The organism is Microbispora sp. H10949 (assembly GCF_014161435.1).
In the GTDB taxonomy this organism is placed as follows: Bacteria; Actinomycetota; Actinomycetes; order Streptosporangiales; family Streptosporangiaceae; genus Microbispora; species Microbispora triticiradicis.
Window position 1 is genome coordinate 23,568 of sequence record NZ_JABBWZ010000002.1, and the last position, 23,161, is coordinate 46,728.

Below are 23,161 nucleotides of genomic sequence, written 5' to 3' on the forward strand. Positions count from 1 at the left end.
CCGGCAGTGACCTACACCGATCCGGCCGCTGCCGTCGGGGAGCGCGTGACGGATCTGCTGGCCCGGATGACCCGGGAGGAGAAGCTCGCACAGCTGGGGAGCGCCTGGGCGTTCTCGCTGATGGAGGGCGGGCGGTTTTCGGCCGAGCGGGCGCGGCCGGTCCTCCGGCACGGCTTGGGGCACGTGACCCGTGTCGCGGGAGCCACAAGTCTCAGGGCGGAGCAGGTGGCGCGGGTGACAAATGAGATCCAGCGCTTCCTGGTGACGGAGACCCGGCTGGGGATCCCGGCGATCGTCCACGAGGAGGTGTGCTCCGGGTTGATGGCGCGGGAGGCGACCATCTTCCCTCAGGCGATCGGTGTCGCGAGCACCTGGGAGCCGGAGCTCAACCGGCTGCTGGCGGATGCCGTCCGTGCGCGGATGCGCGCGACGGGAAGCCATCAGGGGCTCTCGCCGGTGCTGGACGTGGTGCGGGATCCGCGCTGGGGCCGGACGGAGGAGACCTATGGGGAGGATCCGTACCTGGTGGCCCGCATGGGCGTGGCGTTCATCCGGGGCCTGCAGGGTGCTTCTCTCGCGGAGGGCGTCGTCGCGACGGCCAAGCACTTCGTCGGTTACGGGGCGTCCGAGGGCGGGCTGAACTGGGCGCCGGCGCACCTGCCGCCTCGTCTGCTGCGGGAGGTGTATCTCCATCCGTTCGAGGCGGCGGTCCGCGAGGCGGGCCTTCAGTCGGTGATGGCCGGCTACCACGAGCTGGACGGGATTCCCTGCCATGCCAACCGTGAGCTCCTCGGCGATGTCCTCCGAGGAGAGTGGGGCTTCGCGGGGACCGTCGTGTCGGACTACTTCGCCGTCGACGATCTCCACTCGTATCACCACTTCGCCGAGGACAAGCGGCGAGCGGCGGCTCTGGCACTCACCGCGGGCACCGACGTCGAGCTTCCGGCCACGGACGCGTACGCGGAGGCGCTGGCTGGCGCCCTGGACGCCGGCGAGATCAGTGAAGGGCGACTGGACGAAGCGGTCTCGCGGGTGCTCCGGCACAAGTTCGAGCTCGGCCTGTTCGAGAACCCTTACGTGGACGAGGCCGCGGTGGCGGTGAACGCCGAGCGGCACCGGGAGGTGGCGCTAGAGGTGGCTCGCCGCAGCCTCGTCCTGCTCAAGAACGACGGCGTCCTGCCGCTCCGGCCGGGCACCGGAACGGTCGCCCTCATCGGGCCGAACGCCGACAGCGCCCGGCATCTGCTCGGTGACTACTCCTTCGCGGCGCATGTCGAGTCGCTGCTGGAGGCGCGCGAGCGGAAGGGTCTGCTCGGCCAGACGATGACCGTGCCGGACGACCTCGAGGTCGAGGAGAGTACCGACGGGGTCCCCACGGTGCGCGACGAGCTCACGGCCCGCCTGGGTGACCGGGTGCGCTACGCGCGCGGGTGCGACGTGATCGACACGTCGAGGGACGGTTTCGACAAGGCGGTCGCGGCCGCCGCGGCCGCCGACGTCGCGGTGCTGGTCCTGGGTGATCGTTCGGGGTTGACGACCCAAGCCACCACGGGAGAGTCGCGGGACCGGTCGAGCCTGGAGCTTCCCGGCGTCCAGGAGGATCTGGTCCGAGCCGTCGTCGCCACCGGAACACCCGTGGTGGCGGTGCTCGTCGCCGGTCGGCCGGTCGGCGGCGACTTCCTGCACGAGAAGTGCGCCGCGGTGCTGCTGGCCTGGCTGCCGGGGCAGACCGGGGCGCAGGCGATCACCGAGGTGCTGCTCGGCGAGGTCAACCCGAGCGGGAAGCTGCCCATCTCCTACCCGAGGACCGTGGGCCAGATCCCCGTCTTCTACGGACACAAGGTGTCCGGCGGGCGGTCGCACTGGCACGGCGACTACGTCGACTCGCCCGTCAGCCCGCGATACCGCTTCGGTCACGGCCTGGGGTACGCCCCGTTCGTCATCGAGCAGGTCACTCTGGACCGCACCGAAGTGATCGCCGGGGACAGCGTCGCCGTGGAGGCCACCGTGGCCAACATCGGTGATCGAGCCGGAGAGGAAGTCGTCCAGCTCTACGTTCGCGACCCGCAGGCGACGGTCACCCGGCCGGTGCTGGAGTTGAAGAGCTTCGCCCGTGTCGCCGCCGGTCCCGGGCAGCGAAGGGCCGTACGCTTCGACCTGCCCACGGGCCAGCTCGGCTTTTACGACAGGGACATGAACTACTCGGTGGAAACCGGGCTCATCGAGGTGTACGTCGGCTTCTCCTCCGATATTCGTACGCTCGCGGGCACGTTCACCATCACCGGCGACTCCGGCCGGCCGGAGGTCCGGAAGGCCTACTCGGGCACGGTCACCGTCGGCGAACCGCTGCCGGGATGACGGCCTGCCGATGCGCGACGGACAGCCGTGGCGGCGCACGGCGGACGCCCGCCCGGTCGTCCGCCCCGGCCTGCCTGCGCATTCTGGTCATGTCCTTATAGGACGTACGGTCGGCGCGGCGAGTGGCCGAAAAGGGTCTTGTCTTCGCAATCGTTGTCGCTTACGTTAAAAAAACCGCAAACGTAACCGATAACGATTGCAAACAGAGAGGGCCGCATGGCCGATGGCGGAGCTCCGGTGACCATGAGCGATGTCGCGCGACTGGCGGGCGTCTCCGTGGCAACCGTGTCGCGGGTGGTCAACGGGCGCTACGGCGTCAGCACCGGCACCACCGCGCAGGTCCGTTCGGCCATCGAGCGGCTGGGCTACGAGTCGAGTCTGGTGGCGACGAGTCTGCGGCGCAGTCGTACCAATGTCCTGGGTCTGGTGACCCACAGCTTCCAGTCCTATACGGCCGAGGTGCTCAAGGGCGTGATGGAGGCGTTGGCCCGGTCGAGCTTCGATCTGATCGTCTACGCCAACAGCGCCGTCTACGGGACGTACTCGGAGGGCTGGGAGCAACGGCACCTCACCCGCCTGTCGGGCACGCTCACGGACGGGTGCATCGTGGTCACGCCCTGGGGCGAGGTGCGGAGCAGCACTCCGGTCGTGGTCATCGATCCGGTGCGGGATTCGACGGTGCCGTCGGTGACGGCGGACAACCTCTCGGGCGCCGTCACAGTGGTCGAGCATCTGCTGGGCCTGGGGCACCGCCGGATCGGATTCATCGCGGGCCGTTCCAGCCTCGCGGCCGCGTGGTCGCGCGAGGAGGGTTACCGGAGGGCGCTGACCGAAGCCGGCGTGCCGGTCGACCCCACCCTGATCGGCAGGGGCGACTTCAATCCCGAGTCCACGGTCCCGTTGGCGCGCGAGCTGCTGGGAAGGGCGGACCGTCCGACGGCGATCTTCGCAGCGAGCGACGGGATGGCCCTGAAGGTGCTGGAGGTCGCGAAGGAGCTGGGGCTCAGCGTCCCCGGCGACCTGTCGGTGGTCGGATTCGACAACATTCCGGAGGCCGCGCTGGCGGAGCCGGGGCTGACCACGGTGGACCAGTCGATGTACCGGCTCGGACACGAGGCCGCGCGCATGCTGCGATCACTGGTGACCGATGAGTGGGAGGGGCCCCGCCAGATACTGCTTCCGACGCGCCTGGTGGTCCGCGGCAGCACCGCACCGCCGAGGACCACGACAAGACCCTGACAACCCACAGGTGCGGTATGCGGCCGTACCTGACGTCAGGTCAATCGAAAACGAACTCGCGACGGACGGAGGTGCAGGAACAGGGTCCACACCACATCCACCGATGAATCAGGTCGGTCAGTCGGGCCCAATCCGCTGCCGACCACAAAGGAGATCGGTATGTCACTGTCATTATATCACGGCAGAGTGCGTCCGATGGGCGTACGCCGGCTCTCGGCGGCTGTCGTCGCCGGAGTCATGGCACTCGCGGCGGTGTTGCTCCCGCCGCGATCCGCGGTGGCGGACACGCCCTGGCTGAGCGTCTCCGAGGACGGCTACGCGTCGTTCACCGTCCCGGCGGCCTATGTGCAGACCAACGTGGGCCAGGTGTCCCAGGTCGTCGTAGAGGGGAACTTCGGTCCCTCCTCCGCCTGGGCGGAGTTCGGCCTGACCCGCCGGGGCGACGTCTGGTCGGGGATCCTCGGCCCGCTCAAGCCGGGGCTGTACTCCTACCAGGTCACGGGCGACGACACCAAGGGTCTCAAGGACCCGACGAACGCCACCACCGTGGCGTCCAAGCCTCTGTGGAGCACCTTCCTCGTCGCGGGCGGCTCGGCGCGCCTGCTGGCGGACGCGCCCGAAGGGCAGGGCGGCAAGGTCGAGACCCTGACCTACCGGGCCGGGACGCAGGAGCGGACGGCTCTGGTCTGGACCCCGCCGGGCTACCCGGCCAAGGGCGGCAAGCCGCTTCCGGTGCTCTACCTGCTGTCCGGCCCGGACACGAGCGCCACCGACTGGCTCGACCTCGGCCGTGCCAAGCAGATCCTCGACAACCTGTCGGCCGGCGGTTCCATCGAGCCGATGGTGGTCGTGATCACCGACGGTCGCGGACCGGACGACGACAAGGACCTCAAGGACCTCCGCACGGCCGTCGGGGACGCCTACCGCGTCCGTCACGACCGGGAGCACCAGGCAATCGCCGGTGTGTCCGAGGGCGGGACGCAGGCGTTGCGCGCCGCTCTGACCGGTGCCGGCCAGTTCGCCTACGCCGGCTCGTTCTCGGGTCTCCTCACGGAGATCGCCGGAGGCAGGCCCGGTCCCGGGCCGAACCCCGGTGCCAAGCTGCTGCGCCTGTACACCGGGAACGTGACCGACCCCGCCTACAACGCCACCGTCCGCCTGACGAAGGCGCTGGACCGCGCCCGTGTCAGGTACGAGTTCGACGGGGTCAACCCCGACGCCGGGGCGAACTGGACCGCCTGGCAGGAGAACCTGATCGATTTCGTCCCGCGGCTGTTCCGCAAGGCGCCGGACCATGGTCCGAACGCCGGTCACGAGCCGCTGAAGGGCGAGTTCAACCCACCGGCGCCCGGCACCACCCCGACGCCGTTCGTGCGGGACCGCTTCGTCACCTTCGAGACCACGACGGACTTCAAGAACGCCCAGCACGTCACCGTGTGGGCGAACATCGCTCCCGGCGGGAGCTGGCTGCGCGTCCCGATGTCCCGCGACGGCGACCGGTGGCGGGCGACCGTGGGACCGCTGGACCCGTGGTTCTACTACTACCGGATCATCGTGGATCGGGTCGCGTTCAAGGACGTGTCGAACCCGACGAAGGTGACCACCGAGCCAACCTGGAGCACCTTCTTCATCTCCGGAGAGAGGTCACGCCTGCTCTCGGACGTTCCCGCCGGTCAGGGCGGAAAGGTGGAGAGCCTGACGTACCGGAGCAACGTGGCGAACGCCGACCGGACCGCGTTGGTGTGGACCCCGCCCGGATACGACCCGAGCCGCGCGCAGCCGTATCCCGTCTTCTACCTCCAGCACGGTGGCGGCCAGAACTACACCGACTGGGTGGAGATGGGACGCGCCAAGCAGATCCTCGACCACCACTTCCTCGACGGGAAGCTGGTGCCGATGGTGGTCGTGATGGGCAACGGCAACACGTCCGACTTCAACAAGGAGCTGCTGGACAACATCGTTCCGGCGGCCCGCGCCCGCTACAACATCTCCGGCGACCCGTCGCAGCAGGCCCTGGCCGGCCTCTCGATGGGCGGTGGACAGACGATCGGGGTGCTCAAGGCGTACCCGGGCCGGTTCGCCTACATCGCGGCGTTCTCGGCCGGGTTCGGCGGCGGCAGCGGCGTCGACGTGGCGGCGATCAACAGCGGGACCAAGCTGCTGCGCATGTACGTCGGCGATGTGACCGACTTCGTGTACCCGTCGTTCATGGCGGGCCTGACCACGATGAACGACCTCGGCGTCCGCTACGAGTTCGACGGGGTCACCCCTGGACCGCACGGCTGGGACGTGTGGCAGAAGAACCTCATCGACCTGGCGCCGCGACTGTTCAAGCGCTAGGTAGGCCCGACGAGGCGGTGCCGCCGGGGCATGGGCGTTCCTGCCCCGGCGGTGCCCGCAGCGTACGGGAGCCGGCACGAAGGACAGGACGCGGACCCGGAGGGGAAAACATGTCAACGAAGACGAAGAGAATATTCGCCACCACAGCCATGCTCGCCGCGGCGTGCGTGCTTGCCGCCTGCTCCTCCACCGCGGGAAGCGAAAGCAGCGCGAGGGCGAGCAACAGCGGAAACGACACGACCGGAAACAAGGCGAGCAACTGCACGAACACGATCAGCAAGAAGGACCTGCCGGTCGTGACCTTCTGGGGCTGGTACCCCAACATGCAGCTCGTCGTCGACAACTTCAACAAGCAGAACAACGAGGTGCAGGTCTGCTGGACCAACGTCGGCCAGGGCGGCGACGAGTACGACAAGTTCCAGACGGCCATCTCGGCGGGCACCGGCGCGCCCGATGTGATCATGATCGAGGCGGACCGGATCCCGACCTTCCAGATCCAGAAGGCGCTCGTCGACATCAAGCAGTACGGCTTCGACGCCGTCAAGGCGAACTACGGCGACGGCGCGTGGAAGGACGTCTCGATCGGCGGCGCGGTCTACGGCGTGCCGGTCGACGGCGGCCCGATGGCGATGATCTACCGGAAGGACATCTTCGACAAGTACAAGATCACGCCGCCGAAGACGTGGGCCGAGTACGAGCAGGCGGCGCAGAAGGTGAAGGACGCGGGAGGCCCGCTGTTCGGCGACCTGGGCGCGAACGTGCCGGCCGTCATGATGGCGCTGCAGATCCAGAAGGGCGCCACTCCCATCACCTACGACCCGGCGAAGCCCGAGTCGATCGGTATCGCGCTGAACGACCAGGCGTCCAAGGACGTCCTGGACTACTGGGGGAACCTCGCGCGGAAGGGCCTGGTCGGGACACAGGACCAGTTCACGCCGGAGTACATCTCCGGCGTCATCAACGGTAAGTACGCGACGTACATCTCGGCGGCCTGGGCGCCCGGGTACCTCACCGGCGCCGGCGTCGGCAAGGGCAAGGACACCGGCAAGTTCGCGGTGGCGCCGCTCCCGCAGTGGGATCCCGCCAACCCGGTGCAGGTGAACTGGGGCGGGTCGGCCTTCTCCGTGACAAGTCAGGCGAAGAACCCCGAACTCGCGGCGAAGGTGGCGTACGGCCTCTACGCCGACGACGAGTCGCTCACCGACGGCTGGACCAACCAGATCATCTTCCCGCTGAACCTCAAGGCGCTCAACGATCCGAAGTTCGTGGATCTGAAGGTGTCGTTCTTCGACGGCCAGCAGGCGAACAAGGAGGTCTACGTCCCCGCGGCGAACGCCTACAAGGGCATGACCTACAGCCCGTTCGGCCAGTACTACTTCGATGCCATGACGAAGCAGATCGGCGCGGTCATCGAGGGCTCCATCACCGGTGCGCAGGCGGCCGACCGCGTCCAGGAGGACGTGGTCGGCTACGCCAAGGAGCAAGGCTTCACCGTCCAGTGACACCACGGGTGGGCCCGCCGTCCTCGACCGGCCGGCCCACCCGCCACTCCCCAGCATCGACCTCCCGGAGCCCAAGATGACCCTCCTGATCGAGGAGAGTGCGTCGAGCACTCAAGAGAAAGCGCACAAGGTCCGCGGCACGGTGCGTCTCCGCGAGCACCTGATGGGGTGGCTCTTCGTCGGGCCGTTCGGGCTCGTCTTCCTGGCACTTCTCATCGCGCCGCTCGCGTACGCGCTGTACCTCAGCCTCTTCCGGAAGAAGCTGATCGGCGGCACCAGCTTCGTCCTGTTCGACAACTACGTGAAGGCGTTCACCGACCCGAGTTTCCTCTCCGGGGCGTGGTTCGTCGTCCGCTTCTCCCTGGTCGCCATCCCGCTGCAGATCGTCATCGCGCTCGCGATGGCCCTCATCCTGGATGCCGTCACCTCCGCGTTCGCCCGGTTCTCGCGGTTGATGATCTTCCTTCCGTACGCGATTCCCACGGTCATCGGTGCGGTGATGTGGGGGTTTCTGTACAGCAGGAGCTTCGGGCCGCTCTCCGACATCTTCGGATTGTTCGGCGCCACCGCGCCCGACTTCCTCAGCAGCAACCTGGTCTTCTACGGCCTGGTCAACGTCGTCACCTGGCAGTGGGCCGGTTACTACATGATCATCCTGTACGCGGCGCTGCAGGGCATCGACCCGGCACTCTACGAGGCGGCCCGCATGGACGGCGCCGGCAAGTGGCAGATCGCGCTGCGGATCAAAATCCCGCTCATCGCCCCCGCGCTGCTCCTGATCCTGGTCTTCGCGCTCATCGGCACGCTGCAGTTCTTCAACGAACCACAGTTCCTGCGGTTCCTCGCGGCCGGCACGATCGGGCCGGACTTCACCCCCAACATGTACGCCTACCAGCAGGCGTTCGCACTCGCGAACTTCAACTACGGGTCGGCGATCTCCTTCGCCCTCGGCGGGATCGTGTTCGCCGGCGTCTACGCCTTCCTGTTCTTCACCCGCAAGCGGAGGAGCTTTCTGTGATGACCGGCCGCTCCGGCGCACGCCGCCCGCCACAACGCCACCTGCCCCTGCAGGTGCTCCTCGGCTTCCTGGTCGTCTACTTCCTCGTGCCGTTCTGGTGGGTCATCGTCAACAGTTCCAAGGACGCCCCCGGCCTCTTCGGCGGCGGCAACACCCTGTGGTTCACCGACCGGATCGACTACTTCGAGAACCTCAGGCAGCTGTTCACCTACGACGGCGGCATCTACGGCAGGTGGATCCTCAACTCCACGCTGTACGCGTTCGCGGGCGGGATCGGCGCCACGATCCTGGCCGTCATGGCCGGTTACGGATTCGCCAAGTACCGGTTCGCCGGCAGGCGCTTCGGCTTCTCCGTCCTGCTGGGCGCGTTGATGGTGCCCGCGACCGCCCTGGTGATTCCCACCTTCGTGATGTTCTCCGGGCTCGGCCTGACGAACACGATATGGGCGGTGATCCTTCCGTCACTGCTCAACCCGTTCGGCGTCTACCTGATGCACGTGTACGCGCGCGACGCGGTCCCCGACGAGATCCTGGACGCGGCGCGGGCCGACGGCGCGGGTGAAGTGCGGACGTTCCTGCAGGTCGCGCTCCCGCTGATGCGGCCCGCGGTGGTCACGGTGCTGCTCCTGTCCGCGGTGGCGTCCTGGAACAACTACTTCCTGCCCGTCGCCATGCTCTCCGACAACCGCCTTTTCCCCGTCACCGTCGGACTCGGCCTCTGGCAGGGAATCGCCTCCGCGAACAACGCGGGCAGCACCTCCCTCTGGAGCCTGATCATCCTGGGCGCGCTCGTGTCGGTGATCCCGCTCATCGTCGCCTTCTTCACCCTCCAGCGGCACTGGCGCGGCGGACTGTCCGTCGGGGGCCTGCGCTGACGCGGCCGACGTCACTTCCAGCCGGTCCGCTGTCGCAGCCATGCCAGCGCCACCCTGCCCTGCGCGAGCTGGAAGGCACGCAGGGTGGGGAGGCCGGGCGGCGGGGGCAGGAGCCCTCGCTGCAGGAAGTATCCGGTCATCGCGGCGAGAACGGCGGTGACGGCTCCGGGATCGGCGTTCCTCGCGGCCGGGTGGCCGTCGAAGATCTGGGCCGGTGGCGGCCCCCCTTGCATGGTCACGCTGGGCAGCATCCCGAGCAGGTCGAACCACGGCGCGGCCAGGCACGCGTGGGGCCAGTCCACCACGAGTACCCGGCCGTCGGCCGTGAGCAGCAGGTTGTCCGCCCGTAGGTCGGCGTGGGCGAGGCAGTCGCCCTCGGCCGCCTGCCCCCATCGCTCCTCCAGGTCCGCCAGCCGCGGCAGGTGCCGTACGGCCCAGGGGTCGAGGACGGCGGCCAGGTCCGCGCCGTCCGCGGCCAGGCGCCGCCAGCCCCGGAACTCGTCGTCGAGCTTCTCGGCGGCGGCCGGCACCTCGATCGGGGCGGGGGTGAGCGCCTCGGCCATGCGGGCCACCGCGTCGAGCACGAGGGCCAGCTCGTCCGGCGCCCACGGCTGGGCGGGCAGGCGCCCCTCCACGTCCTCGAACAGCAGCACCACCCAGCCGTCCTGGTCGAAGGAGGCGAGCAGCCGGGGCGCGGGCACGCCGGCCGGCAGCGCGGCGGCCACCCTGGCCTCGGCGCGGTGGAAGGCGGGGCTGTCCGGGTTGGGCTGTGGGCCGACCGCCTTGACGAACGCCCTGCCGCCGCCCGCGAGCCGCAGCCGGGCGGCCACACCCGGTGAGAAGCCCCCGGGCTGCGTGACCGCCTCGGCCACCCGATCGCCGAGACGACCTTCCACCGCGAGCCGCAGGTCCTCGGGCACCGCCGACCACGGGATCCGTACGCCCTCTGCCGGCGGTGGAAGCTGCTCCTGACTCATCCCGGCATGATCTGGCTCTCCGTACGCCCAGGGCAATCGAGTTTCCCGGAGCGTGCGGGTGCGGCGGGCCAGGAGTCGCCGGCCGCGTGACACAGCCGGGCGAAGGCGTGGTCCGCGTCGGCGACCGCCTCGGGTCGCACGTCGTGTGCGGTCCGCCCGTCGGCGATCTTCTGCCAGTTGGTCCGGGCCAGTACGCGTTGGACCGCGATCACCTGGGCGGCTTGCAGTCGGCCCCGGACACCCGGATCGAGGACGGCGGCCAGCGCGTCCTCATCGTCGAGCATGTACTGCAGGAGCCGTCCCGCCAGGCTCGGGGTGGTGAACACCAGCCGATGGAACGCCACCACCTCGGGGTGATCGTTGAGGCCGGTGACCGGCTCGAAGCGATCGAGACCGGCCCGGAAATGCCGGTGCAGCGCCGTGATCGGCGCGATATCCGGGTGCCGGTCACGGACCACGCGTGCGGCCTCACCGTTGTGGTCCGCGAAGCGGTACAGGATCAGGTCTTCCTTGGTGGCGAAGTAGCGGAACAGCGTCGGTTTCGACACCTCGGCCATCGCGGCGATGTCGGACACCGACACCTGGTCGAACCCGCGCGCCAGGAACAGCGAGATCGCCGCGTCAGCGATCGCGTCCCGGGTCCGTACCTTCTTGCGGGCCCGCAGCCCGACCGGCTCGCTCACCGTGTCAGATTAACATTTGTAACCGAGTTGCTTTTTTAACTGGGTAACGAAAAGATGGCGGCCATGGAACAGACGGACACCCGCCGCGCTTCGTCGACGACGGCGAGGCTGCCATGACACCCGCAGGAGAGCCTCCGGTGCTCGTCACCGGGGCGACCGGACGCATCGGCCGTGCCGTGGTCGACCAGCTGACCGATGCGGGCGTGCCGGTCCGTGCCCTCGTGCGCCGCTCCGAGGCCGCGGTGACGCTGCCCCCCGACGTCGAGATCGTCAACGGCGATCTCACGGTGCCCGAATCGCTCGACGCCGCGCTGCGCGCCGTCAGTACGGTCTTCCTGGTCTGGACCGCCCCGCCGCAGGCCGCGGCGGCCGTCGTCGACCGGCTGGCCGCCCACGCGCAGCGGGTCGTCTACCTGTCCGCACCGCACCGGACCCCGCACCCGTTCTTCCGGCAACCGAACCCGATGGCGGCGCTGCACGCCGAGATCGAGCGGCTCATCGCGGCCACCGGACTCGACTCGACGATCGTCCGGCCGGGGATGTTCGCGTCGAACGCCCTGTTCTGGTGGTCCGCCGCGATCCGTGGCGACGGCCTGGTCCGGTGGCCGTACGGTGCGGCCGAGACGGCTCCGGTCGACGATCGAGACGTGGCCGCGGTCGTCGCGCTGACCCTGCGCGGGGGCGGACACGCGGGCGGCGACTACGTCCTGACCGGTCCCGAGTCACTCACCCAGGCCGAACAGATACGCATCGTCGGAGACGCGCTGGGCCGCCCGCTGACGTTCGAGGAAATGCCACCCGACGAGTTCCGGCACGAGACCCCAGAAGCCTCGCGCCCGGCCGCGGACATGCTCCTGGCGGCGTGGAACGCCGCGACGGGACGCCCGGCATACGTCACCTCGACGGTGTCCGACCTCCTCGGGAGGCCGGCGCGAACCTTCCGCCAGTGGGTCACCGACCACGCCACGTCGTTCACCGGGAACCCCGCCCCGATGAATTGAGGCTTCCACGCCGATTCGCCAGCGAAAGAAATGCCTCACAAGAAGTCCTTTCTTGTGAGGCAGGCGCTCTCAGTTCTCACCCCTGCTGCTGTTGCTGCTGGCCGTCGCCGCCCTGCTGTACGACCGGGGACGCGTGGGCCGGTGCGGCCTGTAACGTCACCGGGTCGCAGACGGAAGCGGAGGACATCGCAGGGGCCCCGCCGGAGGCATGATGGGGCGAGAGGTGGGTAGTGGGCCCTTCCGTACCACGGTGACGAGCGCCTCGTGTGGCCGATGTTGCCGTACCTTGGTCGGGGACTGGGTTGTACGGCGGTGACGCTTCGCGGGTAGGAGGCGATGATCACGGTGCCTCCGAAGGGGATCGTGTTCGACGTGGATCATGGTGCCTACGGGAGGTGGGCGGTCGTTCACGTCACGGGGGACCTCGATTGGACGAGGTCTGCCAGCTTGCTCGACACGGTTGAGCGCCTGTGGGATCACCTCCGCGACGGCTGTCTGGTTCTGGACCTCGGCCCGATGCGCTTCTGCGACTCCTCCGGCATCTCCCAGTTGATCAGGGTGTTCCGGGGCTGCCAGGAGCACGGCATCCGGATGGCTTTGGCTGCTCCACCGGCCTTTTTCCGGCGCATGCTCAACACGACCGGTCTGATCCAGTTGTTCGAGATGCACGAGACGTTGGAGCAGGCTCTGAGCGGTCTGGACGGCTGGGGGCCGGACGCGAACGCGGCCCCCGCTTCGTCGATCTGAGCTGCGAGCGGATGCCGTCCGGCGCTGCCGGGCGGCTGACTCCGGCTTGCCAAGGGGCGCACACGAAGCGGAGGAGTGTGGCGGACCCCGAAAGTGCCGTGTATGGCATTGAAAGCTAGTGTTGATGCACATAAGTGGTGACTTGCCCCATTGCCGCGCTTATGCCGGGAGGTGAGGTGGCGACCGCGAAAGTCAGGTCCGAGAGCCACGCTGAACAGCCGCAGGCGGAGCAGCTCGGCGTTGTGTGGGCCTCGGACGAAGGGCACTGGAGCGCGCAGACGCTGACGCTGGCTCTCCAGCAGGCGGTGACGAGCCTGGGCGGCCTGGGCGCCCTCGTGCACAGGTGCGATTCCGCTACCGGTCGCCTGCACCTGGCGGCGGCCAGCGGGCTTCTCCCGGAGACCGCCGAGGTGTGGGCGGATCTTTGCACCGCGCAGGACGTGGCGCCCACACGCGCCCTGGGGCGTGGTGGCTTCGTCTGGGTGTGCGGGGACAGCTTGGGGATCGGGGCAGCCGGCACGGCGGCACTGCCCCTCCCGGGTGCCGACGGGCCGGTCGGGGTGTTGTCCGTGCTCACGGCAGGGCCCGCCGAGCCGGACGACGAGCAGCGTTCCTTTCTCGGTGCGGTAGCGGCATGGGCCGCTGCGCGCCTGGAAGGCTTGCCCGGCACGGCGCCGGGCCTTACTTCGGCGGCAGGGTCCGAGAAGACGGTCCAGATGGGCGAGCTGACCGCGGCGCTCGCCGAGGCCGTCACCAGCCGGGACGTCGTGCAGGCCGTCGCGGACCATGTCCTGCCTCCGTTCTGTGCCGACGGGCTCGTGGTCTGGCTGATCGAAGGCGACCGAGTGGATGTGGTCGGCGCCGCCGGGTACCCACCGGAATTCCTCAGTCTTCTCGACCGGGTCCCGCTCACCGAGACCGCATCGGTGATGGATGTGCTGACGAGCGGTACTCCCCGGTTCATCGGATCGCGCGCGGAGTATCGCCGGCGCTATCCGACGATGAAGATCGTGGCGGAGGCGTCACCGAAGAACGCCTGGGCGCTCCTGCCCGTGATCGCCTCCGGACGGGCCATCGGCGTATGTGTGGTGTCGTTCGCCCGGGAGCGTGTCTTCAGCGACGAGGAGCGCACCCTGCTGACGGCGTTGAGCGGTCTGGTCGGCCAGGCGCTGGAACGGGCCCGGTTGTACGACGTGGAACACGCCCGCGCACAGGAACTGCAGCGCGGCCTGCTTCCCCGGGAGCTTCCCCGTCTCCCCGTGGCCTGCGCCGCTGCGCGCTACCTGCCCGCGGGCCGGGGCGAGGAGGTGGGCGGCGACTGGTACGACCTGATCCCGCTGTCCGGCAGCCGGGTCGCCATCGTGATCGGCGACGTCATGGGACACGGCATCACCGAAGCGGTCACCATGGGTCGCCTGCGCACCGCTGTGAGCACCCTCGCCGACCTCGACCTGCCGCCCGACGAACTGATCGGCCACCTCAACGACCTGGTCAGCGACCTCGGTGACGACTTCTACGCCACCTGCCTGTACGCCGTCTTCGATCCCACCACCCGGACCTGTACGCTCTGCCTGGCCGGCCATCCCCCACCGGTCATCGTCTACCCCGACGGCACCGTGGTGTGCCCCTACCTGGCCGCCGATCCGCCGCTGGGCGCCGCGGAACCGCCCTTCGAGGTCCACGAATTGCATCTGGCCGAGGAGAGCCTGCTGGTGCTCTGCACCGACGGCCTGGTCGAATCCGCCACCCGCGACGTCGACCAGGGACTGGCTCAGCTCTGCCGGATCCTGGCCCAGGCCGTGCCCCGCATTCCTCACCTCTGGTCAGGAGACCAGTGCGACGACGTCGGTTGCCTGGAAAATCTCTGCGACACGGTCGTTTCGGCGCTGCTGCCCGCCCGTGAAGAGACCGACGACGACGCCGCCCTGTTCATCGCTCACACCCGTGGTACCGCCGCCGACGATGTCGCCACCTGCAGCCTCCCCGACGATCCCAGGGCAGCCGGACAGGCCCGCAGATATGTCCGCAAACAATTGGCCACCTGGGGACTGGACGAACTGACGGTCACCACCGAACTTCTGGTCAGCGAGCTCGTCGGCAACGTGATCCGGCACGCGAAGGGCCCCGTATGCCTGCGCCTGCTGCGCAGCCGCTCTCTGATCTGCGAGGTCTACGACGGCAGCCTCAGTACCCCGCGCATCCGCCACTCCTCCTACACCGACGAAGGCGGCCGGGGCCTGCAGTTGGTGGCCGCCCTCTCCCGGCGCTGGGGCGCCCGCTACCTCTATGACGGCAAATGCATCTGGACCGAGCAATCCCTCCCTACTGACGACCACGCGAAACAGCCCTTCGGGTGAGATGGACTCTCCTGGTGGCTGGTGGTCGAGGCCGAACATAGAAGATTCCCACGCCTCCGGCGCCCTGAAGACAAGCTGATCGCTGACGGAATGGGCATCCTCGCTTGCGTATGCGGCGATAGCGTGCGGCTGTGACTCACGGGCACCGTTTGTTTGACAACCCTCCTGTAGAGGAGCACGACCCTGCCTCCACGGTGTTGGAAGGGGTGCTGCACAACGCGGCATTGCAGGCCGAGGCTGCTGACGTGCTGGTAGGCCTGGCACTTCAGGATGAGAATCAGGCGTTCGTGGAAGGCTGGTGCATCAAGCTCGGCCGACAGCTTGCCCCTGGAAGTCCTCTACTCGGTCTCGTGGGACTCTGCGTCGGCCACCTGGCTCGACGTTTCGGTTACGTGAGCGATGAAGCCGCCTCTCTTGTCGTTGACCTCGCGCACCGCTCGAAGGCCGACCCCGCTGATGTAGACGCCCGCGCGCAGGATGGCCTGGATGACGTCATCCTCTTCGGAGGACGGAATGTCCGGCCGGACCTTTCGGGCGCGAACGGGGAAACACAGTGATCGATCGTCTGGCGCATGTCGCGACCTGGCCAAGTCAGGGAGAACCGAGCAAGCCTGCGGCCTCCTCGCCTCTCCTGGCAGAGGGGGTGTCTGCCGAGATGCGTTCCAGGGTGCGTTGGCCCATCAGGCTCATGGCCGGGTTGGTTTCCAGGTAGTACCAGACGAGCCCCATCGCCTGTTCGAAGGCCCACGCTTTGCCTCGTTCCCATTCAAGGTCTTCGCACTCGAGGTCGCGGCGGAGCACCTGCCGCGGCCCGGCCTCAAGCAGGTGCCAGGCACTCACGAGATCTAAAGCAGGGTCGGCCGGTCCGAAGCCGCCGACGTCGAGAATCCCGGCCAGCCGACCAGCGGACACGAGGACGTTGCCGGGAATGAGATCACTGTGGGTCATCACGTCGGCTGCTTCGCGAGGGAGACTTCGAAGGTCTTCCCATATCCGGCGAAGTCGGCGAACGTCCAGGAGTTGTTCGCTGTGCCTGAAACAGGTCTCCATCCACGCGTCGTGGGCTTGAAGGTCGCCTCCCCGGCCTCTGCCGGCGAACGTGCGGCCACGTGTGTCGATCGCGCGCAGGTCATTGATGAGATCGGCCAGGTCGTGGGCGAACGCGACCGATTCGGCCGGGTCCTCGTCGGTGGCCACGACGCCGGGGAGCCACGTCTGCACCGACCACGGAAGCGGGTATCCCGCGCCGGGTTCACCGAGCGCGACCGGCTCGGGCGTGGGAAACCGCGTTCGACCTGCCAGCTCGCGCGCTGCTTCCGCTTCGGACTCCAGTCGGCGCCGCGTCGGGTCGATGTCTCCGGGTAACAGGGGGAACCGAGCTGTGAAGCGGTCGCCGACGCGAAAGACGGCGTTGACCGTCCCATGGGCGGCGATGCGGGTGATGGGCAGGCTCTGCCACTCGGGGAACTGCTCATCGACCAATATGCGCACCGTCTCCAGGGTCACCGTCAGCTGGTTGGCGTGCATCTTCACGCCGGCAGCCTTCCTCGCCCCGGTCGTCTTCTGCAACGTGTTTTCGGCTCCGCAGGGTGGCGGCGTCGGGCCATGCCCGCGGCGTGCCCGGTGTTTGTCTCGCGCTACCCGGCAGCAGGGATGAATCCTGTGCGCACCAGTATCGAGACCGCGTAAGTGCTGACCGTCAATATCCAGGGCATGGGTTGTTTTTCGTGTTCTCGCCGAGATTGTCCAGGCGTTCGCCCCACTTCTCGCGGCCTTCGGAGGTCTTCAGGCTGTTGATCTCATCCCGGACCTTCTTGCCCGCGTAGGCGCCCCCGAGCGCTCCGGCCACTGGTTGCCCGGTGACAACGCCGAGAGCGGTGACCTTCACCGTGACCGCTGACCCGGCAACCGTGGCTACAGCGTCGATGATGTCGTGAGCCAAGGGGGTCTTCTTCTTCTTTCCCATATCGCCCCTCTTTCGCGACCGCTATGTTCGGTTGAACATGTCTGCACTGTAAAACATAAAAACGTTTATTGCGGCGGCAAGCCATATGGTTGTCGCTTCCCGGATAGCAGGCTGAATACTGACATGGATCGTGTAATCTGCTGACAGTTGCGCGCTACTAGTCAAGCAGCTCGGGTCGGCGGATTGTCAGGGCGCGTCGAGCCACTATGTGGCGATCGTTGTCTTCCAGTCAGGTCAGGCGGCACCCGGTGTCCGATCCGGAGGGCCGCCGTACCTCTCCATGACGCGCAGCCGTTCTCGGACGCGACGACGGGCATCTCCGGATCGACGGCCGACGAGCCGCCGCGCTGAGCGCGATGGCCCAAAAGTGCAATTCCTGCGCTGGGGTGGCGCGGTGACACTGTGCGTGTCAGGAATTTCCGTCAGTCAAACCTTGAGTCAAGGAGAGGCGCTATGTCCGAGGACAAGGCCCCCGAGGCCATCGACGCCACCGAGACGGACGACGTCGAGGTCGTGGCGCACAGCACCGAAGAGGAAGAGGAGCCGGGCACCTGCCTCACCAACAACAGCAACGCGCTGTGAGCTTTGCCGGCTGGGTGAAGGCTTCCGGCTTCGCAACGGGGCCGGAAGCCTTCCCGATCTCGCCACCATGACGTCACGGAGGCCACAGTGAACGTGAGCAGCGGGGAGCGGATCCTCAAAGGGGCGAAGAACTGGTGGTTCGTCGGTCCCGGCGGCGTGGCTCGGCTACGCGCCCGGCACCTGACCCCCGGGGGTGCGCTCCAGCCGGGCACAGAGCGCCGACTGCGCGAGAGCGGGCTGCTCACCACCGCCCCGGTGACCGCCTATTCGCTCACCGTTCTGACCAGCACCGACTGCAACCTGGGATGCGGGTACTGCTTCCAGAACACCAGCCAGGACACCGCCGGTGGCAGCCGCCCGCCGCGGATCGCCCATGCCCGGCTGACGCCGGAGACCGTCACGTCCATTCTCCGCTTCACCGACCGGCAGATGGCCGCGGCCGGGCTGGACCAGCTCAAGATCCTGCTGTTCGGCGGAGAGCCCCTGCTCAACCCCAGAGGCTGCGTGGAACTGCTGTCGCGGGCGGTCGGTCATGGGCTGACCTCCGCGTCGATGATCTCCAACCTCACGCTGCTCACACCGTCGCTGGCCAGACGACTCGAAGAGCTCCGGCTCAAGTCCGTCCAGGTGACCTTCGACGGTGATCGGGAGGACCACGACCGGATCCGGGTCCGCCGGTCGCACGGCGGGACCTTCGACACCATCGTCCGCAACATCGCCAGGGCTTCGGAGGTCACCTCGATCCGGTGGACGCTGAGGGTGAACGTCTCCCACCACACGTTCCGGGGGGTCGACGCCCTCGTCGACCGGCTCGCCGCCGCCCTAGATCCCTCGCGATGCGGCATCTACTTCGCCCAGGTGGGGGACGTGGGCATCGGGTACGCGAACGACCTGACGCCGACCGGCGAGCTGGCGGCCGGATTCGCCCGATGGCAGCGCTCGGCGCTCGATCGCGGCTTCTCCGTGAGCAGGCCGCGTGCTCACCTGCCATGCGCCACCTGCGGGTACGGCGACGGCCGCTACGGCGCGGTGGCGAACGCGGACGGCACCCTGTCCAGCTGCTGGGAGACCGCGGGGAAACCCGGCTGGGAGGTCGGCTCGGTCGCCGAGGGTTACCTTCCCGGCGCGCAGACCCGCGGACGCTGGATCTCCTGCGCGGACCTGTACCGCAACCAGCAGGACGAGCGTGCGCTCGCGGCCTTCCGCGACGCCGTCGACGCCGCCCTGCTCGACCACCTCGACGAGACGGGACGCCTCTAGCGATGCCATCGTCCCGCCGGTACCCGGACGCGCCCCGCGACGACGTCGTCCAAGAGCTGCACGGGCGGCGCGTGCCTGATCCCTACCGCTGGCTCGAGGACTCCGAGGACCCCAGGACACTGCGGTGGACCGCGGAGCAGGAGGTTCTCTACCAAGCGGAACGGGCGACGTGGCCGGACGCGGACCGGTGGCGGGCGGAGCTGGCGGCGCTCAACGCCACCGACCTCGTCATCACCCCGAAGGCGCGCGGTTCCCGGATCTTCGTGGAGCGGCGGGACGCGGGACAGGACCACCCGGTGCTCTACGTCCGCGAGGGGGAGGCCGAGCGGCCCCTGCTGGATGTGCGTGGGCTGGATCCGGCCGGCCGTACCGTGCTCGAGTCCTGGGAGCCGTCCGTGGAGGGCGACCGGCTCGCCTGTCTGATCTCCCGCGACGGCACCGAGGACGCGACGCTGTGGGTGCTCGACGTCGCCACCGGGGCGGTCGCCGACGGGCCCATCGACCGGGTGCGCCGGACGTCGATCGGATGGCTACCGGGTGGCGAGGCCTTCTACTACGTGGGCCGCCTGGCATCGGAGGCGCTCTACCAGCGCCGAATCTACCTGCACAAGGTCGGCTCCGAGCCGGATACCGACGTCCTCGTGTTCGGCGAGGGCCGGGAGAGAACCCAGTTCTACACCGTGGCCGTCACACCGGACGGCCGATGGCTCACCGTCACCGCCGCGACCGGCACCGACCGCGGTGCGGCGGTCTACCTGGCCGACCTGTCCACGAGCCCGCCCGGATGCCCGGACCTGCGGCCGGTCCAGGAAGCCGGACAGGGCCGCACCCGGGTACGCATCGCCCCGGGCACCGGTCCGCACGACCCCATGTGGCTGCGCACCGACAGGGACGCCGCTCGCGGACGCGTCGTCGTGTGCACCCCGGCGGACCCGGCTCCCGGCGCCTGGCGTGAGCTGATCGCCGAACGCCCCGACGCGGTGCTGGACGACCTCACCGTCCTCAGCGGCCCGGAGCTCGCGCGGCCGATCGGGCTGGTCTCCTGGATCCGCCACGCGGCCGCGGAGATCACCGTCCACGACCTGACCGACGGCCGTGAGCTGGGGACCGTCCCGCTGCCCGGCGTCGGTTCCATCGGGCGGATCTCGGTACGGCCGGAAGCGGGACACGAAGCCTGGTTCCCCTACACCGACTACGCCACGCCTCCCTTGGTGCTCCACTACGACGCGCGAACGGGCCAGGTCGGGCCGTGGTCGCCGGTGCCGGGGATCGGCGCCCCTCGCGTGAAGGCCGGCCTGGAGACCTGCCGGTCCGCGGACGGCACGACGGTACGGATGTTCGTGGCGTCCCCGTCGGGTGCCCCCGATCGTCCGCGCCCCGCCATCCTCATGGGATACGGCGGCTTCGGCGTGTCGATGTCGCCGCGCTACTCGCCTCTGATCGTCGCCTGGGTCGAGGCGGGCGGGATCTTCGCCACCGCGTGCCTGCGCGGGGGCGGCGAGGAGGGCGAGGAGTGGCACCGTGCCGGCCGCGGGCCGAGGAAGCAGAACACCTTCGACGACTTCGACGCCGCTGCCGACCATCTGGTCGAGGCGGGCTGGACCAGGCCCGGCCAGCTCGCGATCATAGGCGGCTCCAACGGCGGCCTCCTCGTGGGCGTGGCGCTCACGCAGCACCCCGAAAAGTACTCGGCCGCCGTGTGCATGTCTCCGCTCCTGGACATGGCCCGTTACGAGCTCCACGGGCTCGGGCCGAGCTGGGTCCCGGAGTACGGCAGCGCCGCCGACCCCGGCCAGTCGCGGACGCTGCTGTCGTACTCCCCCTACCATCACGTCGTCCCGGACGTCGCGTACCCCCCGGTCCTGTTCACCGCGTCCGACGGTGACACCAGGGTGGATCCGCTGCACGCGCGGAAGATGTGCGCCGCGCTCCAGCACGCCACGTCGGGGAAGGGCCCGGCGCTGTTCCGGTTCGAGCGGGGGGTGGGCCACGGGGTTCGCGCCGCGTCCAGCGGGGTGGCGCTGTTCGCCGACTGCCTGGCCTTCCTCGCCGCCCACCTCGGGGTGAGTCCGGCATGAACGTCCTGCTCTGCCCGCTGAGCGACGGGGGGTATCTGTATCCGGCGATCGCGGCCGGACGCGAGCTCGAACGGCGGGGGAACACCGTCTGCGTGCTGGGCAGGACCTCGGCCGGGCAGATCGTGGCCGAATCCGGCCTGCCGTACCTGACGGCGGAGCGGTACGGCGGGCAGCGGGGGTTCTCGGTCGCCAGGTGGCGCGACGGGGGGCCGGCGCAGTTCCGGGCCGCCCTCCGAGCCGCCCGGCAGGTCCGGGCCGACGTGCTCGTCACCTCGGTCCTGTGCCACGGAGCACTGCTCGCCGCCGAGGCGCTGGACATCCCGGCGGTGGTGCTGGGGCTGTCGGCCCACCTGTTGAACTACGCGGCCGGAGGCCACGACGAGCCGCAGCCCGGCATGAGCAGGCAAGCGCGGTCACGCGAGATCCTTCAGTACTACCGCGAGCTGCGCGCGGAGGTCGGCCTGGCCGCACGGAGCGACCCGTGGCCGGAGAGCCCGCTGTTCGGCGCGGCGTTGCTGCTGCGGGGTGATCCCGTCTTCGAGTACCCGGGCGCGGTGCTGCCCGAGCGCGTGCACCACGTCGGACCGCTGGCGTGGGAGCCGACGGCGGACGGGGCCGACGTCGACACCGTGATGGACCATCTCGACCGGGTGGGCAAGCCCGTTGTCTACGTGCATCTCGGTCGCTTCTTCGGAGGGAAGGTCCAGTGGCCGCGGCTCAACTCGGCCTTCACCGGCGGCCCGTTCCAGGCCCTGGTCGAGCAGGGCCGGACGCTGGATCCGCGACCTGACCCCGGCGCGGACATGCTGCTCGTGCGCAGGCCGTACATGGGGCCGTTCGTCGAACGGGCCGGACTGGTGCTGACCAGCGGCACGTCGGCGCCGGTGCTGGCCGCGCTACTGCAGGAACGGCCGCTCGGAGTGACGCCCAACGGGTCCGAGCAGCCGCTGCTGGCCGCGGCGTGCGTCCGGGCCGGGGTCGCGGTGTACGCACTGGAGGACATGGACTCCGATCCGTGGAAGATGCTCCACCTGGCCTGGGAGGACCCGGGGCTGCGGAAACGCGCGGCGGATCTCGGCCGCAGGCTGGCCTCGGCCGACAGCGCCTCACGCGCGGCCGACGTCGTCGAACTCTCCTGCGCCCGGGTGGCCCGAAAGCCGCACCGACCCGCGGACCGGGCCGTGGACACGATGCCTCTCGATACACGATGGCTCTCGAAAGGGGCAGATGGATGACCGAACCTGCGACGACCTACGCGGACGAGAGGGCGACCGGCGACCTGGAGCGGCTGTCGGCCGGGGCCAGGCGCTGGATCAGCGACAACCTGGAGTACCTCGATCCGTCGTATTCGGGGCTGCCCGTCACACCCAAGGTGAAGGCGTGCCTGGAACTGGCGCAGCTCTGTGCGATCTGGACGAGGTTGCGGCCCGACGACGAGGATCTGGCGAAGGTTGCCGCGACCGTCCGGAAGATCTGGCATGACCCGGACTTCCCACGGCAGCTGACGGCCATGCCCAGGTATTACCGGGCGTACGGCCTGGCCTTCGGCGCGCTGGCACCCCCCGGGCTCACCGACGGGCGCCACTGGGCCGTCCTCGAGGAGCTGGCTCCCGGCGGCTTTTTCCCGCTCTACGGCAGGTCGCCGCACGTGCGCCTCGAAACCCGTTACTACGCGGAACGCGCCGGCCTCCGCCACGACTTCCCTTCGTACCGGGAGCTGTACGAGAGCACCCTCCTCGCCGACTGGACCACGACGTATCCGGTCGACATTGAGGACGCCTACGTCATCACGCACATCCTGTTCCACCTGAGCGACTTCGGCGCCCGGGACCCCGGCTTCACCGACGACGAGCGGCGGCGGATCTTCCAGGTCCTCGACGAACTGACGACCCACTTCGTGGAGATCGACTACTGGGATCTCGTCGGGGAGTTCCTGCTCTCGCAGTCCCTCGTCGGCGAGGATCCGACCCGCACCCGGTCCGGTCTGGCCGCGATACGGAACCTCCTGGAGGCCCAGCTGCCCAGCGGGGCCATTCCCGGACGGTACGCCGCCCAGCGGCCACCGGAGTCGGCGTCGGCGGTCGAGGTCTTCCGGAAGGCCTATCACACGACTCTCGTGACCGCCATGGCTACGATGATCACCTTGTCCGCGTCGCGCCGCCGGTAGCCCTGGTCCTC

Annotated in this window: 19 protein-coding genes; 15 read left to right on the forward strand and 4 right to left on the reverse strand. The window is 69.0% G+C overall.

The window, feature by feature from the left end; translation table 11 throughout:
* The first annotated feature begins 6 nt into the window (after nt 1-6).
* The 6 genes from HHX40_RS04275 to HHX40_RS04300 all read left to right on the forward strand — a co-directional run bounded on the left by HHX40_RS04275 (nt 7) and on the right by HHX40_RS04300 (nt 9,332).
* Nucleotides 7-2,358 (forward strand): glycoside hydrolase family 3 N-terminal domain-containing protein, encoded by a 2,352-nt coding sequence (locus tag HHX40_RS04275; RefSeq protein WP_220498712.1) that lies wholly within the window; start codon nt 7-9, stop codon nt 2,356-2,358.
* Between the two features lie 243 nt (nt 2,359-2,601).
* A complete protein-coding gene (locus HHX40_RS04280) occupies nt 2,602-3,597 on the forward strand; it encodes a LacI family DNA-binding transcriptional regulator (RefSeq protein ID WP_259403314.1) in 996 nt (331 codons plus the stop codon).
* Nucleotides 3,598-3,756: 159 nt separating this feature from the next.
* Nucleotides 3,757-5,937 carry an alpha/beta hydrolase-fold protein gene (locus HHX40_RS04285; RefSeq protein ID WP_182879528.1) on the forward strand — a complete coding sequence of 727 codons (2,181 nt, stop codon included), beginning with the start codon at nt 3,757-3,759 and terminating at the stop codon, nt 5,935-5,937.
* Nucleotides 5,938-6,047: 110 nt separating this feature from the next.
* Complete coding sequence (locus tag HHX40_RS04290) at nt 6,048-7,439, forward strand: extracellular solute-binding protein (protein WP_220498714.1); 1,392 nt, start codon at nt 6,048-6,050, stop codon at nt 7,437-7,439.
* Nucleotides 7,440-7,515: 76 nt separating this feature from the next.
* Nucleotides 7,516-8,457: a carbohydrate ABC transporter permease gene (locus tag HHX40_RS04295; protein WP_182879529.1), complete on the forward strand. Its 942-nt coding sequence runs from the start codon at nt 7,516-7,518 to the stop codon at nt 8,455-8,457.
* Nucleotides 8,457-9,332 (forward strand): carbohydrate ABC transporter permease, encoded by an 876-nt coding sequence (locus HHX40_RS04300; protein ID WP_111697769.1) that lies wholly within the window; start codon nt 8,457-8,459, stop codon nt 9,330-9,332. The genes HHX40_RS04295 and HHX40_RS04300 overlap by 1 nt, the downstream gene beginning before the upstream one ends.
* Nucleotides 9,333-9,343: 11 nt before the next feature.
* Here the strand turns inward: HHX40_RS04300 and HHX40_RS04305 are convergent, their stop codons facing one another.
* Complete coding sequence (locus HHX40_RS04305; protein WP_182879530.1) at nt 9,344-10,309, reverse strand: aminoglycoside phosphotransferase family protein; 966 nt, start codon at nt 10,307-10,309, stop codon at nt 9,344-9,346.
* Nucleotides 10,306-10,992: a TetR/AcrR family transcriptional regulator gene (locus tag HHX40_RS04310; protein WP_182879531.1), complete on the reverse strand. Its 687-nt coding sequence runs from the start codon at nt 10,990-10,992 to the stop codon at nt 10,306-10,308. The genes HHX40_RS04305 and HHX40_RS04310 overlap by 4 nt, the downstream gene beginning before the upstream one ends.
* A gap of 113 nt (nt 10,993-11,105) precedes the next feature.
* Here HHX40_RS04310 and HHX40_RS04315 point away from each other — a divergent pair, with 113 nt between their 5' ends.
* The 4 genes from HHX40_RS04315 (at nt 11,106) to HHX40_RS04330 (ending at nt 15,654) form a co-directional block, all read left to right on the forward strand.
* A complete protein-coding gene (locus HHX40_RS04315; RefSeq protein WP_220498715.1) occupies nt 11,106-11,993 on the forward strand; it encodes an NAD(P)H-binding protein in 888 nt (295 codons plus the stop codon).
* A gap of 336 nt (nt 11,994-12,329) precedes the next feature.
* Nucleotides 12,330-12,740, forward strand: coding sequence for an STAS domain-containing protein (locus tag HHX40_RS04320; RefSeq protein WP_182879532.1), 411 nt, complete (start codon nt 12,330-12,332; stop codon nt 12,738-12,740).
* A 176-nt stretch (nt 12,741-12,916) separates the two neighbouring features.
* The gene (locus HHX40_RS04325; protein ID WP_220498716.1) at nt 12,917-15,097 is read left to right on the forward strand and encodes an ATP-binding SpoIIE family protein phosphatase; all 2,181 of its coding nucleotides are present in this window, start codon (nt 12,917-12,919) and stop codon (nt 15,095-15,097) included.
* A 131-nt stretch (nt 15,098-15,228) separates the two neighbouring features.
* Nucleotides 15,229-15,654 carry a hypothetical protein gene (locus HHX40_RS04330; RefSeq protein WP_182879534.1) on the forward strand — a complete coding sequence of 142 codons (426 nt, stop codon included), beginning with the start codon at nt 15,229-15,231 and terminating at the stop codon, nt 15,652-15,654.
* A 34-nt stretch (nt 15,655-15,688) separates the two neighbouring features.
* On the opposite strand, the gene HHX40_RS04335 is transcribed toward HHX40_RS04330, so the two are convergent.
* Nucleotides 15,689-16,624 carry an aminoglycoside phosphotransferase family protein gene (locus HHX40_RS04335; protein ID WP_182879935.1) on the reverse strand — a complete coding sequence of 312 codons (936 nt, stop codon included), beginning with the start codon at nt 16,622-16,624 and terminating at the stop codon, nt 15,689-15,691.
* 172 nt (nt 16,625-16,796) lie between these two features.
* Nucleotides 16,797-17,063 (reverse strand): hypothetical protein, encoded by a 267-nt coding sequence (locus tag HHX40_RS04340; RefSeq protein WP_133305873.1) that lies wholly within the window; start codon nt 17,061-17,063, stop codon nt 16,797-16,799.
* Between the two features lie 453 nt (nt 17,064-17,516).
* Between HHX40_RS04340 and HHX40_RS36275 the strand changes: the two genes are divergently transcribed.
* From HHX40_RS36275 to HHX40_RS04360, 5 genes are all read left to right on the forward strand, one after another.
* Nucleotides 17,517-17,645, forward strand: coding sequence for a hypothetical protein (locus HHX40_RS36275; protein ID WP_259403290.1), 129 nt, complete (start codon nt 17,517-17,519; stop codon nt 17,643-17,645).
* Between the two features lie 87 nt (nt 17,646-17,732).
* Nucleotides 17,733-18,905 carry a radical SAM protein gene (locus tag HHX40_RS04345; protein WP_182879535.1) on the forward strand — a complete coding sequence of 391 codons (1,173 nt, stop codon included), beginning with the start codon at nt 17,733-17,735 and terminating at the stop codon, nt 18,903-18,905.
* Between the two features lie 2 nt (nt 18,906-18,907).
* Nucleotides 18,908-20,983 carry a prolyl oligopeptidase family serine peptidase gene (locus HHX40_RS04350; protein WP_182879536.1) on the forward strand — a complete coding sequence of 692 codons (2,076 nt, stop codon included), beginning with the start codon at nt 18,908-18,910 and terminating at the stop codon, nt 20,981-20,983.
* On the forward strand, nt 20,980-22,218 hold the full coding sequence (locus tag HHX40_RS04355; RefSeq protein WP_182879537.1) for a glycosyltransferase: 1,239 nt from the start codon (nt 20,980-20,982) through the stop codon (nt 22,216-22,218). The genes HHX40_RS04350 and HHX40_RS04355 overlap by 4 nt, the downstream gene beginning before the upstream one ends.
* Nucleotides 22,215-23,150, forward strand: a complete 936-nt coding sequence (locus tag HHX40_RS04360; protein WP_182877812.1) for a DUF6895 family protein — start codon at nt 22,215-22,217, stop codon at nt 23,148-23,150. The genes HHX40_RS04355 and HHX40_RS04360 overlap by 4 nt, the downstream gene beginning before the upstream one ends.
* The last annotated feature ends 11 nt before the right edge of the window (nt 23,151-23,161 follow it).